General features: G+C 70.5%; 16 protein-coding genes. 8 read left to right on the top strand and 8 right to left on the bottom strand.

What is annotated here, in order from left to right:
• The first annotated feature begins 245 nt into the window (after nt 1-245).
• Both ACT54X_RS13195 and ACT54X_RS13190 read left to right on the top strand, forming a co-directional pair.
• Nucleotides 246-521 (top strand): hypothetical protein, encoded by a 276-nt coding sequence (locus tag ACT54X_RS13195; RefSeq protein ID WP_017757757.1) that lies wholly within the window; start codon nt 246-248, stop codon nt 519-521.
• Between the two features lie 74 nt (nt 522-595).
• Complete coding sequence (locus tag ACT54X_RS13190) at nt 596-1,045, top strand: Fur family transcriptional regulator (RefSeq protein ID WP_234193141.1); 450 nt, start codon at nt 596-598, stop codon at nt 1,043-1,045.
• Nucleotides 1,046-1,093: 48 nt separating this feature from the next.
• Here ACT54X_RS13190 and zigA read toward each other — a convergent pair whose 3' ends face one another.
• The 3 genes from zigA to rsmI all read right to left on the bottom strand — a co-directional run bounded on the left by zigA (nt 1,094) and on the right by rsmI (nt 3,996).
• Nucleotides 1,094-2,305, bottom strand: a complete 1,212-nt coding sequence (zigA, locus tag ACT54X_RS13185) for a zinc metallochaperone GTPase ZigA (protein WP_294368021.1) — start codon at nt 2,303-2,305, stop codon at nt 1,094-1,096.
• Between the two features lie 184 nt (nt 2,306-2,489).
• Nucleotides 2,490-3,044, bottom strand: coding sequence for a hypothetical protein (locus tag ACT54X_RS13180; protein WP_476346931.1), 555 nt, complete (start codon nt 3,042-3,044; stop codon nt 2,490-2,492).
• Between the two features lie 10 nt (nt 3,045-3,054).
• The gene (gene rsmI / locus ACT54X_RS13175) at nt 3,055-3,996 is read right to left on the bottom strand and encodes a 16S rRNA (cytidine(1402)-2'-O)-methyltransferase (protein WP_354320428.1); all 942 of its coding nucleotides are present in this window, start codon (nt 3,994-3,996) and stop codon (nt 3,055-3,057) included.
• Between the two features lies 1 nt (nt 3,997).
• Here rsmI and ACT54X_RS13170 point away from each other — a divergent pair, with 1 nt between their 5' ends.
• From ACT54X_RS13170 to ACT54X_RS13160, 3 genes are all read left to right on the top strand, one after another.
• Entirely contained in the window at nt 3,998-4,390 is a 393-nt protein-coding gene (locus tag ACT54X_RS13170) for a YraN family protein (RefSeq protein WP_234193137.1), read from the top strand.
• A 223-nt stretch (nt 4,391-4,613) separates the two neighbouring features.
• The gene (locus ACT54X_RS13165; protein WP_234193136.1) at nt 4,614-5,225 is read left to right on the top strand and encodes an SIS domain-containing protein; all 612 of its coding nucleotides are present in this window, start codon (nt 4,614-4,616) and stop codon (nt 5,223-5,225) included.
• The gene (locus ACT54X_RS13160; protein ID WP_294368031.1) at nt 5,222-5,995 is read left to right on the top strand and encodes a BON domain-containing protein; all 774 of its coding nucleotides are present in this window, start codon (nt 5,222-5,224) and stop codon (nt 5,993-5,995) included. The genes ACT54X_RS13165 and ACT54X_RS13160 overlap by 4 nt, the downstream gene beginning before the upstream one ends.
• A gap of 249 nt (nt 5,996-6,244) precedes the next feature.
• Here the strand turns inward: ACT54X_RS13160 and ACT54X_RS13155 are convergent, their stop codons facing one another.
• From ACT54X_RS13155 to ACT54X_RS13145, 3 genes are all read right to left on the bottom strand, one after another.
• Complete coding sequence (locus tag ACT54X_RS13155; RefSeq protein WP_476346928.1) at nt 6,245-7,165, bottom strand: NAD(P)-dependent oxidoreductase; 921 nt, start codon at nt 7,163-7,165, stop codon at nt 6,245-6,247.
• Nucleotides 7,166-7,212: 47 nt separating this feature from the next.
• Nucleotides 7,213-8,349, bottom strand: coding sequence for a PilT/PilU family type 4a pilus ATPase (locus tag ACT54X_RS13150; protein ID WP_234193133.1), 1,137 nt, complete (start codon nt 8,347-8,349; stop codon nt 7,213-7,215).
• An 85-nt stretch (nt 8,350-8,434) separates the two neighbouring features.
• Entirely contained in the window at nt 8,435-9,478 is a 1,044-nt protein-coding gene (locus ACT54X_RS13145) for a type IV pilus twitching motility protein PilT (RefSeq protein ID WP_234193132.1), read from the bottom strand.
• A gap of 48 nt (nt 9,479-9,526) precedes the next feature.
• Between ACT54X_RS13145 and ACT54X_RS13140 the strand changes: the two genes are divergently transcribed.
• The 3 genes from ACT54X_RS13140 (at nt 9,527) to ACT54X_RS13130 (ending at nt 12,594) form a co-directional block, all read left to right on the top strand.
• Nucleotides 9,527-10,249 (top strand): YggS family pyridoxal phosphate-dependent enzyme, encoded by a 723-nt coding sequence (locus ACT54X_RS13140; protein WP_354320426.1) that lies wholly within the window; start codon nt 9,527-9,529, stop codon nt 10,247-10,249.
• A 158-nt stretch (nt 10,250-10,407) separates the two neighbouring features.
• Nucleotides 10,408-11,688, top strand: coding sequence for a Glu/Leu/Phe/Val family dehydrogenase (locus ACT54X_RS13135; protein WP_294368042.1), 1,281 nt, complete (start codon nt 10,408-10,410; stop codon nt 11,686-11,688).
• 291 nt (nt 11,689-11,979) lie between these two features.
• On the top strand, nt 11,980-12,594 hold the full coding sequence (locus ACT54X_RS13130; RefSeq protein ID WP_294368045.1) for a DUF2242 domain-containing protein: 615 nt from the start codon (nt 11,980-11,982) through the stop codon (nt 12,592-12,594).
• Here ACT54X_RS13130 and ACT54X_RS13125 read toward each other — a convergent pair.
• Nucleotides 12,554-12,955 carry a response regulator gene (locus tag ACT54X_RS13125; RefSeq protein WP_294368047.1) on the bottom strand — a complete coding sequence of 134 codons (402 nt, stop codon included), beginning with the start codon at nt 12,953-12,955 and terminating at the stop codon, nt 12,554-12,556. The two genes, ACT54X_RS13130 and ACT54X_RS13125, sit on opposite strands and share 41 nt — an antisense overlap.
• 147 nt (nt 12,956-13,102) lie before the next feature.
• Nucleotides 13,103-14,050: an arginase gene (gene rocF, locus ACT54X_RS13120; RefSeq protein ID WP_294368049.1), complete on the bottom strand. Its 948-nt coding sequence runs from the start codon at nt 14,048-14,050 to the stop codon at nt 13,103-13,105.
• Nucleotides 14,051-14,116 lie beyond the last annotated feature (66 nt).

The following is a 14,116-nucleotide window of genomic DNA, read 5'->3' as shown; positions in this document are numbered from 1 at the left end:
CCCCATTTGGGTGCCACAAACCGGCCCGTGGCGCTACCACGGGTCGGCCTTGTCAGGATTTGTAAACCTTTTGACACTTGCTGTAAGAAAAATCCTAGCCCGAATAGCCTATATCCCTAGCATCCTCAGTGGGGGCTACGTAAAGGAGATGGGCAGCTGCAATCGCAGAAAGCCCGCAACCATCAAGGAACTGGCGCTCCAAAAAAGGGAGTGCCCGATCACTCGACGCTTGCGAAATGGATCAAATGTTCGACGTCTTTTTCTGGCCCGAAAGAGCCGCCTATCGCTTCGGTGCCAAGCGGGGACTCATCATCCTCGGCTGGGCCGTGCTGCCGGCGGTTCTGAGCCTGTCGCTGCTCTTCGCCGGCCTGCTGAACGGCAACGGACTCATCCTGGCCGTGGTGGGTTCGGTGGCGCTGTGCATCGTGCTGCTGATCGTCGGCGGCCGGACGCTGTGGGTGGACGTGCGGCGCGGCGAGCACCGCAGCCTCGCCTTCCGCTACCGGCGCGGCTGGCGCTGAGCGCACCTTCGGCGCCGCCCGGCGGCGCTGACTAAACTGCGGGGCTTCACGCCCCGCTGTTGCATTCCGAGCCCATGCATTCCACCGCCGACGCCCGTTCGCCCGACTGGGAACACGTGCTGCGCGAGCACGGCCTGCGCGTGACGCGGGCGTCCGTCGCGGTGCTGCGGGTGCTGTCGGCCACGGCCTCGGCGCTGTCCCATGACGAGGTGCTGCAGGTCTGCATGCAGGACGCCGAGCAGCCCTTCGACCGCGTGACGGTCTACCGTGTGCTGGACCGCCTGACGCAGGCCGGCCTGGCGGACCGGCTGATGGGGTCGGACGGCGTCGCGCGCTTCATGCTGCACGATGCGCATTCGAGCCAGCTCTTCGAATGCCAGGCCTGCCACCGGCTGGTGAGCCTGCCGCAGGATGCGCAGCTGCAGGCCGTGCTGGAGCGGCTGAACCGCTCGCTCAAGCGGCGCGGCATGCAGCCCAGCGAGAGCGCGCTGCGCATCCGGGGCACCTGCGCCGACTGCAGGTAGAACGAGAAGTCACCCCCATGCCGCTTCGCGGCGGCCGACGGCGCATCTTTACTCCCAGGCGGGGAAGGGGTCGTCGTAGCGCAGCCAGGCTTCGGGGCCCCGGGCCATCTCGGCGTCGGTGAGCAGGCAGGCGTCGAGGCGGGCGCGCAGGGCGGCTTCGTCCATGTCCATGCCGATGAGCACCAGTTCCTGCCGGGCGTCGCCCACCTCGGGCAGCCAGTGCCGCTCGATGGCGGCCAGGGCCTCGGGGTCCTCGGGCCAGTGCTCGCGCGGCACGGCGGCCCACCAGTAGCCGCCCGCACCGTGGCGGGCCACGGCCCCGGCCTGCGACCACGACCCGGCCAAGGTCGGCCGGCTGGCCAGCCAGAAGAAGCCCTTGGAGCGCACCACGCCGGGCCATTCGCTTTCCACCCAGTCGAAGAAGCGCCGCGGATGCAGCGGCCGGCGCGCGCGCCAGCAGAAGCTGGCGATGCCGTAGGCCTCGGTCTCGGGCACATGCGTGCCGCGCAGCTCCTGCAGCCAGCCGGGCGCCTGCGCCGCCTGCTCGAAGTCGAACAGGCCGGTGTCCAGCACCTGCGCCAGCGGCACCCGGCCGAACTGGCTCAGCACGATGCGGGCGCGCGGGTTGAGGCCACGCAGGATGGCCAGCAGCCGCTCGCGCTCCCCGGCGCTCACCAGGTCGGTCTTGTTGACGACCAGCACGTCGCAGAACTCCACCTGCTCGACCAGCAGGTCGACCACCGTGCGCGCGTCTTCCTCGCCCATCGATTCGCCGCGCGCGGCCAGGCTGTCGCGCGAGCCGTAGTCGCGCAGGAAGTTGCAGGCATCGACCACGGTGACCAGCGTGTCCAGCCGGGCGACGTCGTCCAGCCGGCGGCCGTCCTCGCCGGCGAAGGTGAAGGTCTCGGCCACGGGCAGCGGCTCGGAGATGCCGGTGGACTCGATGACGAGCTGGTCGAAGCGGCCTTCGCGCGCCAGGCGTCCGACCTCGATCAGCAGATCCTCGCGCAGCGTGCAGCAGATGCAGCCGTTGCTCATCTCGACCAGCTTCTCCTCGGTGCGGGCCAGGCTGGCGCCGCCCTGGCGCACCAGCTGGGCGTCGATGTTCACCTCGGACATGTCGTTGACGATGACGGCCACGCGACGGCCCTCGCGGTTGTGGAGGATGTGGTTGAGCAGCGTGGTCTTGCCCGCGCCCAGGAAGCCGGACAGGACGGTGACGGGCAGGCGCGGCGGGGTGGTCGCCAGGGAGTCGGACATGTGAGGGCTCCAGGTCGGTCGGCCTCCTTAGGAATGGAGGCCTTTAATGCAACGGAATTGCATTTTATGGAGATGCAACGCGATTGCATCAAGGACCCGATTGCCGAAGTGTGCGGCGCCGCTGCCGCCGTGCGGGCAAAAAGAAACCCGCCGAAGCGGGTGAAGGCAGCCCTCGAGGGGGGAATCAAGAGTCAGGAAGTCGGGCTGCGGACGCAGTGTGCGGCCCGATCTGGGAGGAATCTGGTGGGCCCGCCGCCCACCGGGCGAAATCCAGGTGATGCATCAGCTCGCGCAGCACCAGGATGGTGGCGGTGGAGGCCGCATCCTGCGGCAGGCCGGCGCCGGGCCGGCCGAGGGAGACCGCGGCGAACTGCTGGAAGAGCGCCTCCACGTCCTCGCGGGTGGCGCCCCCGACGAGCGGCAGCACACATCCGAAGGCACCGGCCGGCCACAGCACGCGGCCGGCCGGCAGGGGCGGGTGCGGGCGCATCAGGGCGTCCTCGACGGTGTCGATGGCGGCTTCGAGTTCCACGGGCCGCGCAGGCCGGTGGCGGAAATGCGCGTCGCCCAGCGTGTGCAGGCCGAGCGGCAGGGCATGGGCCTGCAGCGCGCCGTCGTGCACCCAGGCCAGCAGGAGCCGGGTGTCGTCCAGCGTGGCCAGCACGGGCGTGCCGGGATGCGGCCAGCGTGCCAGCCGGGCGGCCGTCTCGGCGGTATCGGACGCAGCGAGGGACGTCACGGTGGGGGACTCATTCATCCGCATTGCGCCAGGCCAGGGCCTGGGCATAGAGGGCGTTGCGCGGCGCGCCCGTGATGTCCGCGGCCAGGCGCGCCGCGCTCTTGAGCGGCAGCTCGGCCAGCAGCAGGCGCAGCACACGCTCGGCCTCGGCGCCGATGCCGTCGCCGTCGACCTGGGCGGGCTGCGGATGCAGCAGCAGCGCGAACTCGCCGCGCGTGCGCTGCGCGCCGGCGGCCAGCCAGTCCGCCAGGGCCTGGGCGGGCACAGTGGCGATCTCCTCGAACTGCTTGGTCAGCTCGCGGCCCACGGTCACCGGCCGCGTGCCCAGCACGGCCAGCGCGCGCGCCAGCGCCTCGATGCGGTGCGGGGCCTCCAGCAGCACCACGGCGCGCGTCTCGCCGGCCAGGGCCTGCACCGCGGCATCGCGCTCGCCGGCCTTGGCCGGCAGGAAGCCCGCGAAGACGAAGGCGCCGCCGCGTGCGTCGTCATGCGCGCCGGCGGCGCTGAGCAGCGTGGTCACGCTGGACGGTCCGGGAAGGGGCAGCACGCGCTGGCCCGCGGCCTGCACGGCGGCGGCCAGCCGCGCGCCCGGGTCGCTCACGCCCGGCGTGCCGGCGTCGCTGACGTAGGCGATGCGCTGGCCCTCGGCCAGGCGCGCGATCACGGCCTGCGCCGCCTCGGCCTCGTTGTGCTGGTGCACCGCCAGCAGCTGGCTGCCGGGCCGGTCGATGCCGCAGGCGCGCAACAGCTGGTGGGTGTGGCGCGTGTCCTCGCAGGCGATGGCATCGACCAGTTGCAGCACATGCAGCGCCCGCAGCGACAGGTCGGCCAGGTTGCCGATGGGCGTGGCCACGACGTAGAGGGTGCCCTGCGGATAATGCTGGCCGCCGGCCGCGTCGCGGGCGGCCTGGACAGCGGCGCCGAAAGAAGCAGCCGTGGGGAGGGTGTTCAAGATGGGTCTTCTTCCGTTCAAGCGGGGGCCGGTGGCGCCCCCGACCACCAAGCGCCTGGGCGATGCCGCCGAGGACGCCGCACTGGCCCACCTGCGCAAGGCCGGGCTGGGGCTGGTGGCGCGCAATTATCGAACCCCGGGCCGCGGCGGCGGCGAGGTGGACCTGATCATGCGCGAGCCCGGCGGCACGCTGGTCTTCGTCGAGGTGCGCAGCCGCTCCCGCGCCAGCCATGGCGGCGCAGGCGCCAGCATCACCTTCGCCAAGCAGCGGCGCATCATCTTCGCGGCGCGGCACTACCTGATGCGCCTGCCTTCGCCGCCGCCCTGCCGCTTCGACGCGGTGCTGGTGGAGGACGAGATCCGGTGGTTGCGGGGCGCGTTCACCGTGGAATAACCGCCCAGGCGGCGCGCTTCGCGTTCCGCCGCCTGCTTTTGCAAGGGGCCAGGAGGCGCGTCTTGCGAAATGGCCCGCTCCGGCATTGGGTGCATCGGTCGTGGAAGTCTTGCGGGTGTTGCCGCGACGCCTTGTTGCCAACTGGCGGGAACCTGACACGGCCGCGGCAGTCGCAGGCTGGGCCCCTTGGCCCGAAAAGCGCACGTCTATGATTCCGGACAGCATGGTTGAACAACGTCTACAACAACATTTCATCGACAGCGCCGATCTCAAATACCAGGCCGGGCCCGTGCTCAGCAAGCCGCTCGGGCTGGCCGTCCAGGCCCTGCTGGCGGGCGTGACCAGCGGCCGCAAGGTGCTGGCCTGCGGTGCCGGTGTCTCCGGTCTCCTGGCCGCCCAGTTCGCGGCCCAGTTTGTCGGCCGCTTCGAACGCGAGCGGCCTTCCCTCGCGGCCCTGGCGCTGCCCTGCATCCCCGACGATCCGCTGGCCGACACGCGCCAGTGCGCCGATGCGGCTGGCTTGGCCCGGCAGGTGCGGGCGCTGGGCGAGGCCGGCGACGTGCTGCTGGCCATCAGTCCGCGCGGCGAGTCGGCCGCCGTGCTGGCCGCCGTGGGGGCGGCGCACGAGCGCGACATGTGCGTCATCGCCCTGACCGGCGGCGTCGGCAGCGGCGCGGGCGGTGCGCTGGGCCGGGCCCTGAGAGAAACCGATGTGCAGGTCTGCGTGCCGCATGACCGCCTTTCCCGCATCCACGAAGTCCACCTGGTGCTGCTGCACTGCCTGTGCGATGCCGTGGATGCCCAACTACTTGGTGAACAGGAGCTTTCCGCATGACCACCTCCCCGACGACGATCTTCCGACGTGGCCAGCGCCTGGCCTGCGCCTGCCTGGCCGTTGCCGCACTGGGCGGCAGCCTGGCGGGTTGCGTTCCGCTGGTGGTGGGCGGTGCCGCGGCCGCGGGCATCGGCACCCTGGCGCTGGACCGTCGCAGCTCCGGGGCGCAGCTCGACGACCAGGCCATCGAGTTGCGCGCCGCCGCCCGCATCCGCGAGATCGCCAACGACGACATGAACGTCACGGTGATCAGCTTCAACCGCACGGCCCTGCTGACCGGCACCGTGGGCAGCGAGGCCGACAAGCAGCGCGCCGGCGAGGTGGTGCGCACCGCGCCCAATGTGCGCGCCGTCGTCAACGAGGTGGTGGTGGGGCCGGCCCTCAACATCGCCCGCCGTTCCAACGACACCTACCTGACCACCAAGGTCAAGGCCTCGCTGCTGGACGCGTCCGACGTGCCCGCCAACTCGATCAAGGTGGTGACCGAGGGCGGGGTGGTCTACCTGATGGGCCTGGTCACCCGCCGCGAGGCCGACCGCGCGACCGACATCACGCGCGGCATCTCCGGCGTCGAGAAGGTGGTGCGGGTCTTCGAATTCGTCGGCGACGACGGCCAGTCCCTGCCCGGCGGCGTCGGCCCCTCGCAGACCGTGCCCGGCACCGACGGCTCGCGGGTGCCGCTGCCGCCCATGGCGCCGCTGCCCGCCCCCGCCGCTCCTGCCGCCGCACCGGCACCCGTGCCCGGCGTGGTCACTTCGCCCGTGCGCTGATCGGTTCCTGCAAACCGACCGTCCGCGCAGACCACTTGAGCGCGTGCGCACTGTTGGGCCGGCAACAGGCGGATGCGCCAAGGCGTTCGCAACGCCAGCCGCGCTGGTGCTCGACTGACTCGAGAGGCCGCGGAGCAGGCCACGCCAGTGCACCCCAGGAACTGGCTTTGCCAGGCCTGCGGGTGCGCCCCCCTCCAAGCCGAAGGCGTCAGAGAGGGGGGAGCCGCGAAGCGGCATGGGGGGTGTTCTCTACTTCAGTCGCGTGATGAGGCTGGAGGTGTCCCACCGGGCGCCGCCGGCCTGCTGCACGTCGGCATAGAACTGGTCCACCAGCGCCGTCACCGGCAGGCGCGCGCCGTTGCGCTTGGCCTCGTCCAGCACCAGGCCCAGGTCCTTGCGCATCCAGTCCACGGCAAAGCCGAAGTCGAAGCGGCCGGCCACCATGGTCTTGCCGCGGTTGTCCATCTGCCAGCTCTGGGCGGCGCCCTTGCCGATCACCTCCAGCACCTTCTCCATGTCCAGGCCGGCACGCTGGCCGAAGGCGATGGCCTCGGACAGGCCCTGCACCAGCCCGGCGATGCAGATCTGGTTGACCATCTTGGCGAGCTGGCCGGCGCCGCTGTCGCCCAGCAGCGTGACGGCGCGGGCGAAGGCACCGATCGCGGGCTCCACCTGCGCGAACACCGTCGCGTCGCCGCCGCACATCACCGTGAGCATGCCGTTCTGCGCGCCGGCCTGGCCACCGGAGACCGGGGCGTCGATGAAATGCAGGCCCTGGGCGCTCGCGGCGGCGGAAAGCTCGCGCGCCACCTCGGCCGAGGCCGTGGTGTGGTCCACGAAGACCGCGCCGGGCTTCATGCCGGCGAAGGCGCCCGTCTCGCCCAGCACCACGGAGCGCAGATCGTCGTCGTTGCCCACGCAGCAGAACACGATGTCGGCGCCGGCCGCCGCCTCGCGCGGGGAGGGCGCCGAGGCGTGCGCGGCGCCGAATTCCTGCACCCAGGCGGCCGACTTGGCGGCATTGCGGTTGTAGACGGTGACGCGGTGGCCCGCGGCGGCGAGGTGGGCCGCCATGGGATAGCCCATCACGCCGAGGCCGAGGAAGGCGACGGAGCGGGCCGATACGGCGGCGTAGGACTTGGGGTGGAAGGAGGGGGAGGGTGTGCTCATCCCCCGAGCTTAGCGGCGCTGCGCGGCCTGCGGTGCCGCCGGCCTCGTCAGACCACCGACAGGTGCTCGGTGCCCGAACTCAGGTCCCGGCTGCGCGCGCGCTGGCTGTGCAGCTTGATCTGCAGGCGCAGGTCGTTGGTGGAGTCGGCGTTGCGCACGGCATCCTCGTACGAGATGGCGTACTGCTCGAACAGGTCGAACAGCGCCTGGTCGAAGGTCTGCATGCCCAGGTTGCGGCTCTTGCGCATCACTTCCTTCATCTCGCCGACCTGGCCCTTGAAGATCATGTCGGCGATCAGCGGCGTGTTGAGCATGATCTCCACCGCCGCCACGCGGCCGCGGCCGTCTTCGGTGGGCACCAGCCGCTGGGAGATCATCGAGCGCAGGTTGAGCGACAGGTCCATGAGCAGCTGCTCGCGCCGGTCGTCGGGGAAGAAGTTGATGATGCGGTCCAGCGCCTGGTTGGCGTTGTTGGCGTGCAGCGTGGCCAGGCACAGGTGGCCGGTCTCGGAGAAGATGATCGCGTTCTCCATGGCCGTGCGGTCGCGGATCTCGCCCATCAGGATCACGTCGGGCGCCTGGCGCAGGGCGTTCTTGAGCGCCGTCTCCCAGCTGTCGGTGTCGATGCCGATCTCGCGCTGCGTGACCACGCAGTTCTTGTGCGCATGCACGAACTCGATCGGGTCTTCGACGGTGACGATGTGGCCCTGGGTGTTCTCGTTGCGCCAGTCCAGCATGCCGGCCAGCGTGGTCGACTTGCCGGAGCCGGTGGCGCCCACCACGATCACCAGGCCGCGCTTGGTCATGGTGACTTCCTTGAGCACCTGCGGCAGGTTCAGCCCGTCGATGGTGGGTGGCGTGGTCGGGATGGTCCGCAGCACCATGCCCACGCGGCCCTGCTGCACGAAGGCGTTGACGCGGAAGCGGCCGTAGCCGGCGGGCGAGATGGCGAAGTTGCATTCGCGCGTGCGCTCGAACTCCGAGGTCTGCCGGTCGTTCATCAGCGCCCGCGTCAGGGCCAGCGTGTGCTGCGGCGACAGCGGCTGCTGCGAGATCTTGACCACCTTGCCGTCGATCTTCACGGCCGGCGGGAAGTCGGCCGTGATGAACAGATCGCTGCCCCCGCGGCTGACCATGAGTTTCAACAGGTCGGTGATGAACTGGCTGGCCTGATCGCGTTCCATGGTGGCTCCAGAAAGGTGGGAATGGGGGACGGGCGGGACGGCAGAGGGGGCGCCCCAGGGAATGGAGGAAGGGCGCCGCCCCGGGTCAGCCTGGGAAATTCTCGGGCGTCTTGGCCTTGCCGCGGGCCTCGGCCGCGCTGATGACCCCGCGCCGCACGAGGTCGACCAGGCACTGGTCCAGCGTCTGCATGCCCATGCTCTGGCCGGTCTGGATGCTCGAGTACATCTGCGCCACCTTGGCCTCGCGGATCAGGTTGCGGATGGCCGGCGTGCCCAGCATGATCTCGTGCGCCGCCACGCGGCCGGCGCCGTCCTTGGTCTTGCACAGCGTCTGCGAGATCACCGCCTGCAGCGATTCGGACAGCATCGCCCGCACCATCTCCTTCTCCTCGCCTGGGAAGACGTCGATGATCCGGTCGATGGTCTTGGCGGCGCTGGAGGTGTGCAGCGTGCCGAACACCAGGTGGCCCGTCTCGGCCGCCGTGAGCGCCAGGCGGATCGTCTCCAGATCGCGCAGCTCGCCCACCAGGATCGCGTCCGGGTCCTCGCGCAGCGCCGAGCGCAGGGCGTTGGCGAAGCTCAGGGTCATCGGCCCGACCTCGCGCTGGTTGATCAGGCACTTCTTGGACTCGTGCACGAACTCGATCGGGTCCTCCACCGTCAGGATGTGGCCGTACTCGGTTTCGTTGAGGTGGTTGACCATCGCCGCCAGCGTGGTCGACTTGCCCGAGCCGGTCGGCCCCGTCACCAGCACCAGCCCGCGCGGCTTGAGCGCCAGCTCGCCGAAAATCCGCGGCGCATTCAGCTGCTCCAGCGTCAGCACCTTCGACGGAATCGTCCGGAACACCGCCGCGCAGCCGCGCTGCTGGTTGAAGGCATTGACCCGGAAGCGCGCCAGGCCCTCGATCTCGAACGAGAAGTCGATCTCCAGGAACTCCTCGTAATGCTTGCGCTGCGCGTCGTTCATGATGTCGTACACCATGGCATGCACCTCCTTGTGCTCCATGGGGTCGAGGTTGATGCGGCGCACATCGCCATGCACGCGGATCAGCGGCGGCAGGCCGGCCGAGAGGTGCAGGTCCGAGGCCTTGTTCTTGACGCTGAATGCCAGCAACTGGGTGATGTCCACGCGCGACCTCTCTAGACTTCGTGACGTTTTGAAACGGTTTCAGCAATTATGACTACGACGAGTGAGCAGCTCCAGCAGGTTCATGCACGGATCGTGCGCGCCTGCGAGGCGACCGGCCGCGATCCGGCCGGCGTGCGGCTGCTGGCCGTCTCCAAGACCTTCGGCCCCGAGGCGGTGCGCGACGCCTTTGCCGCCGGACAGCGGGCCTTCGGCGAGAACTACGTGCAGGAAGGCCTGGACAAGATCGCCGCCCTCGGCGACCTGCGCCCGCAGCTCGAATGGCACTGCATCGGCCCGCTGCAGAGCAACAAGACGCGGCCGGTGGCCGAGCAGTTCGACTGGGTGCACAGCGTGGACCGGCTCAAGATCGCCCAGCGGCTGTCGCAGCAGCGGCCGGCCGGTCTGCCGCCGCTGCAGGTGTGCCTGCAGGTCAACATCGACGGCGGGGCCAACAAGTCGGGCGTGGCGCCCGAGGAGGCGGTGGCGCTGGCACGCGAGGTGGCGGCGCTGCCGCAGCTGGCGCTGCGGGGGCTGATGGCCATTCCCGAGCCGCAGCCCGATGCCGCGGCCGAGCGGGCGGTCTTCGCCGAGGTGGCCGATCTGGCCGTCCGGCTGCGCGACGCGCTCGGCCTGCCGCTGGACACCCTGTCGATGGGCATGAGTGCCGACCTGGAATCGGCCATCGCCGCCGGCAGCACGATGGTGCGGGTGGGCACGGCCATCTTCGGCGGCCGGCCGCGCGCCGGGGCCGCCGCCGCGCCGGCCGCCTGATGCAGGGCCCGGCGGCGAGGCGGCCGGACTGATCGAGCGCCCGGGCGCCCCGCCTTGCCGCTCGCGCATAAGGTCCGCCGCCGGCTGCATGGCCACTGGCGCGGCGCGGGCGGCCGGCCTATCGTCGCGGCCATCCGCACCACCGAGGCCTCCTCACCATGCAGCAGTCCAGCGAACTCTCGTACGTCCACCCGTCCTCCACCAGCCCCTGGGGCACCTACCTGTCGCAGGTCGACCGGGTGGTGCCCTACCTCGGCCACCTGGGCCGCTGGGCCGAGACCCTCAAGCGTCCGAAGCGTGCGCTGATCGTGGACGTGCCGATCGAGATGGACGACGGCACCATCGCCCACTTCGAGGGCTTCCGCGTGCAGCACAACCTGTCGCGCGGCCCGGGCAAGGGCGGCGTGCGCTTCCACCCCGACGTCACGCTGGAAGAGGTGATGGCCCTGTCGGCCTGGATGACCGTCAAGTGCGCGGCCGTCAACCTGCCCTACGGCGGCGCCAAGGGCGGGATCCGCGTCGATCCCAAGAAGCTGTCGCAGAACGAGCTGGAGAAGATGACCCGCCGCTACACCAGCGAGATCGGCCTCATCATCGGCCCGCATTCGGACATTCCGGCGCCGGACGTCAACACCAACGGCCAGATCATGGCCTGGATGATGGACACCTACTCGATGAACACCGGCTCGACCGCCACGGGCGTGGTCACCGGCAAGCCGATCCACCTGGGCGGCTCGCTGGGCCGGGTCAAGGCCACCGGCCGGGGCGTGTACGTGACCGGCCGCGAAGCGGCGCGCCGCCTGGGCCTGCCGCTGCAGGGCGCGCGCGTGGCCGTTCAGGGCTTCGGAAACGTGGGTTCGGTGGCGGCCGAACTGTTCGCCGAGGCGGGCGCCAAGGTGGTGGCCGTGCAGGACCACACCGGCACCCTGGTGAACGAAGGCGGCTTCGACATGCCGGCGCTGATGGCCCATTCGCGCCGCACCGGCGGCATCGCGGGATTCGGTGCTGGCGAGCAGGTGGACAACGAGGCCTTCTGGGACGTGCCCACCGACATCCTGATCCCGGCCGCGCTGGAAGGCCAGATCAGCGCCGAGCGCGCCCGTCGCATCACGGCCCGCCTGGTGCTCGAAGGCGCGAACGGCCCGACGGTGCCGCAGGCCGACGACATCCTGGCCGAGCGTGGCGTGCTCGTGGTGCCCGACGTCATCTGCAATGCCGGCGGCGTGACGGTCTCGTACTTCGAATGGGTGCAGGATTTCTCCAGCTTCTTCTGGACCGAGGACGAGATCAACCAGCGGCTGGACCGGATCATGGTCGGCGCGCTGGAGCACATCTGGAACAAGGCCGACGAGCACCACATCGCACTGCGCACTGCGACCTTCGCGGTGGCGTGCGAGCGCATCCTGGCCGCGCGCCAGGAACGCGGACTGTATCCATGACCCACCCCGTTTGGTTTTCTCACTGCGTGTAGAAAACCCATCCCCCTCAAGGGGCACACCCGCGGGCCCGGCAAAGCCGGTTCCCAGGGTGCACTGGCGTGGCCTGCTCCGAGGCCCTCCCGGCACGAGGGAGCGCGTGTCAGACCGGCGGTAGAAGTCGCGCGGTGCGGTGTGGCGCGCTTGGGTCCAGCACGGCAGCGGGACGGCGCTGCTACGGGGAACCGGGCCCATCTCGCGGCATCCAAGCCACGCCCCGGCCGTCGGCCGGGCGACACTTGCGGGATGACGACGATGCGAACTAAAGCGGGGCGCGGCTGGAGCGCCGTGGGGATGGTGGTGCTGGCCGCCGTGCTGACCGGTTGCGGCAGCGCGCCGAAGGGCAAAGGTGCCAAGGACCTGGCGACCGAAGACTTCGAGGCGACCAACACCCACACTCGCATCTACGATGCCACGGTGGGCCAGACCTGCGAGGCGGCGCGGCGGGCATTGCTGAGCCAGGGCTACATGATCACCGCGGCGGCCGCCGAGCAGGTGACGGGGCGCAAGAGCTTCCAGCCCGAGGGCGAGGTGCATGTGGAGGTCGAGTTCCGCGTGGTCTGCGCCCAGGAGCAGGGCGACAACGGCCAGCCGGCCGCCATCGCCTTTGCCACCGCCGTGCAGGACCGCTACGGGCTCAAGAAGGTCAACAACTCGGCGAGCGTGGGCGTCGGGGCCTTCGGGTCGCTGTCGCTGCCCTTCACCTCCAGCAACGACGCCATGGTCAAGGTGGCCAGCCAGACGCTCACCGACGACCGCTTCTACGAAGGCTTCTATGCGCTGCTGGAGCGCTACCTGGCCCGCACCGAACCGGCGGTGGCCACGCCCGTCACCGAGGGGGCGGCGAAGCCGACGCCATCCCCCCGCTAGCCGGCGTGGCCAGGGCATCGGCCAGCGCATCGATGCCGAAGGGCTTGCGCAGCCATTGCGTGTTGGCCGGCAGCTCGCGTGGAGACGGCCGGCCGGTGGCAAAGATGATGCGCACCGGATCGCGCACGCCCAGCGCCTCGGCCAGCTCCAGCCCCGACAGCGCCGGCAGCCCCACATCGATCATCACCACATCGAAGGCGCCGTCGAGGTAGCGGTCGCGCGCGGTCTCGGCGCTGCTCACCCCGGTCGCCCAATGGCCCAGAAGCTTCAGCATCTCCAGCGTGGTCTGCAGCACGTCGGGATCGTCTTCGACAACCAGGACGCGCAGGGCAGAACCAGGGGGAGAGGCGGATTCGGGCATGGGTGAGAGCGGGCGCAGCAGGGGTGATACGACTATGGGCTACCCGCGACATTCACTGTCGCCCGAGCGGTCGACGAAGCGTGTAGGAACAACGCCCTTTGTCAGCAGACGTGACGCAGACGCCCGAGCGCCCAATCGCCCAGTGGCTCAGCCGCGCGCCAAAGTGGACTTGCCCAGCAGGCTTTCGATGAGTTCCACCGCGATCTCCGCACTGCGGTTGCGCACGTCCAGCGCAGGGTTGAGCTCCACCACATCCAGCGAGCCCAGGCGGCCCGTGTCCGCGATCATCTCCATGCACAGCTGCATCTCGCGATAGCCGGGGCCGCCGCGCACGCCGGTGCCCACGCCGGGCGCGACGTCCGGGTCCAGGCAGTCGATGTCGAAGCTCACGTGGAGGTGGGTGTCCTCGTCCATGCCGTGCAGGGCCTCGGTCATGGTGGTGCGCATGCCGTGCTCGTCGATGTGGCGCATGTCGAAGACCGTGAGGCCGAGGGTGCGGATGGCATCGCGCTCCGCCGCGTCGACGCTGCGGATGCCGATGAAGCGCAGCGCCTCGGCCTGCAGCGCGCCCGGCGTGCCGCTCCAGCCCGTCAGGGCGGCCGGCCCATGGCCCAGCAGGCAGGCCACCGGCATGCCATGGAGGTTGCCGCTGGGCGAGGTGGCCTCGGTGTTGACGTCGGTGTGGGCGTCGAGCCACAGCACCCGCAGTGTCTTGCCACGGCGGCGCGCATGCCAGGCGACGGCGCTGATGGAGCCGATGGCCAGGCAATGGTCGCCCCCCATCAGCAGAGGCAGATGGCCCGCGCCCAGCGCTGCGTCGACCGCGTCGTACACGCTGCGGTTCCACGCCACCGCCTCCTTGAGGTGGCGCAGCCCGCCTTCGGGCGCGCGCCAGGGCGTGGCGGGGCCAGCCAGATTGCCCCGGTCGACCACCGTCAGGCCCATGCGGGCCACGCACTCGGCCAGGCCCGCGACGCGCAGGGCATCCGGTCCCATGCCGCAGCCGCGCACGCTGGCACCCACGTCGGTGGGTGCGCCGATCAGGGCCACGGTGGTGGCTGCAGGGCTGGCGCTGGGGTCGAAGGTGGCTTGCATCGGCTCAGTCTAGGCACGGACGGTGAACACCGCATGCCAGCCAATGCCGACAACGGCGGTGCAGGC

The sequence above is a fragment of the Pseudacidovorax sp. DMC4 genome (assembly GCF_056314265.1).
Note: the sequence above shows the minus strand (reverse complement) of the source record. Positions and strands in the feature narration are given on the sequence as shown.

Excerpts from the sequence above, each read along its gene's own strand:
- ACT54X_RS13195 (WP_017757757.1), top strand. The coding sequence starts at position 246 with ATGTTCGACGTCTTTTTCTGGCCCGAAAGAGCCGCCTATCGCTTCGGT.
- ACT54X_RS13190 (WP_234193141.1), top strand. The coding sequence starts at position 596 with ATGCATTCCACCGCCGACGCCCGTTCGCCCGACTGGGAACACGTGCTG.
- zigA (WP_294368021.1), bottom strand. The coding sequence starts at position 2,305 with ATGTCCGACTCCCTGGCGACCACCCCGCCGCGCCTGCCCGTCACCGTC.
- ACT54X_RS13170 (WP_234193137.1), top strand. The coding sequence starts at position 3,998 with ATGGGTCTTCTTCCGTTCAAGCGGGGGCCGGTGGCGCCCCCGACCACC.
- ACT54X_RS13165 (WP_234193136.1), top strand. The coding sequence starts at position 4,614 with ATGGTTGAACAACGTCTACAACAACATTTCATCGACAGCGCCGATCTC.
- ACT54X_RS13160 (WP_294368031.1), top strand. The coding sequence starts at position 5,222 with ATGACCACCTCCCCGACGACGATCTTCCGACGTGGCCAGCGCCTGGCC.
- ACT54X_RS13155 (WP_476346928.1), bottom strand. The coding sequence starts at position 7,165 with ATGAGCACACCCTCCCCCTCCTTCCACCCCAAGTCCTACGCCGCCGTA.
- ACT54X_RS13150 (WP_234193133.1), bottom strand. The coding sequence starts at position 8,349 with ATGGAACGCGATCAGGCCAGCCAGTTCATCACCGACCTGTTGAAACTC.
- ACT54X_RS13140 (WP_354320426.1), top strand. The coding sequence starts at position 9,527 with ATGACTACGACGAGTGAGCAGCTCCAGCAGGTTCATGCACGGATCGTG.
- ACT54X_RS13135 (WP_294368042.1), top strand. The coding sequence starts at position 10,408 with ATGCAGCAGTCCAGCGAACTCTCGTACGTCCACCCGTCCTCCACCAGC.
- ACT54X_RS13130 (WP_294368045.1), top strand. The coding sequence starts at position 11,980 with ATGCGAACTAAAGCGGGGCGCGGCTGGAGCGCCGTGGGGATGGTGGTG.
- ACT54X_RS13125 (WP_294368047.1), bottom strand. The coding sequence starts at position 12,955 with ATGCCCGAATCCGCCTCTCCCCCTGGTTCTGCCCTGCGCGTCCTGGTT.
- rocF (WP_294368049.1), bottom strand. The coding sequence starts at position 14,050 with ATGCAAGCCACCTTCGACCCCAGCGCCAGCCCTGCAGCCACCACCGTG.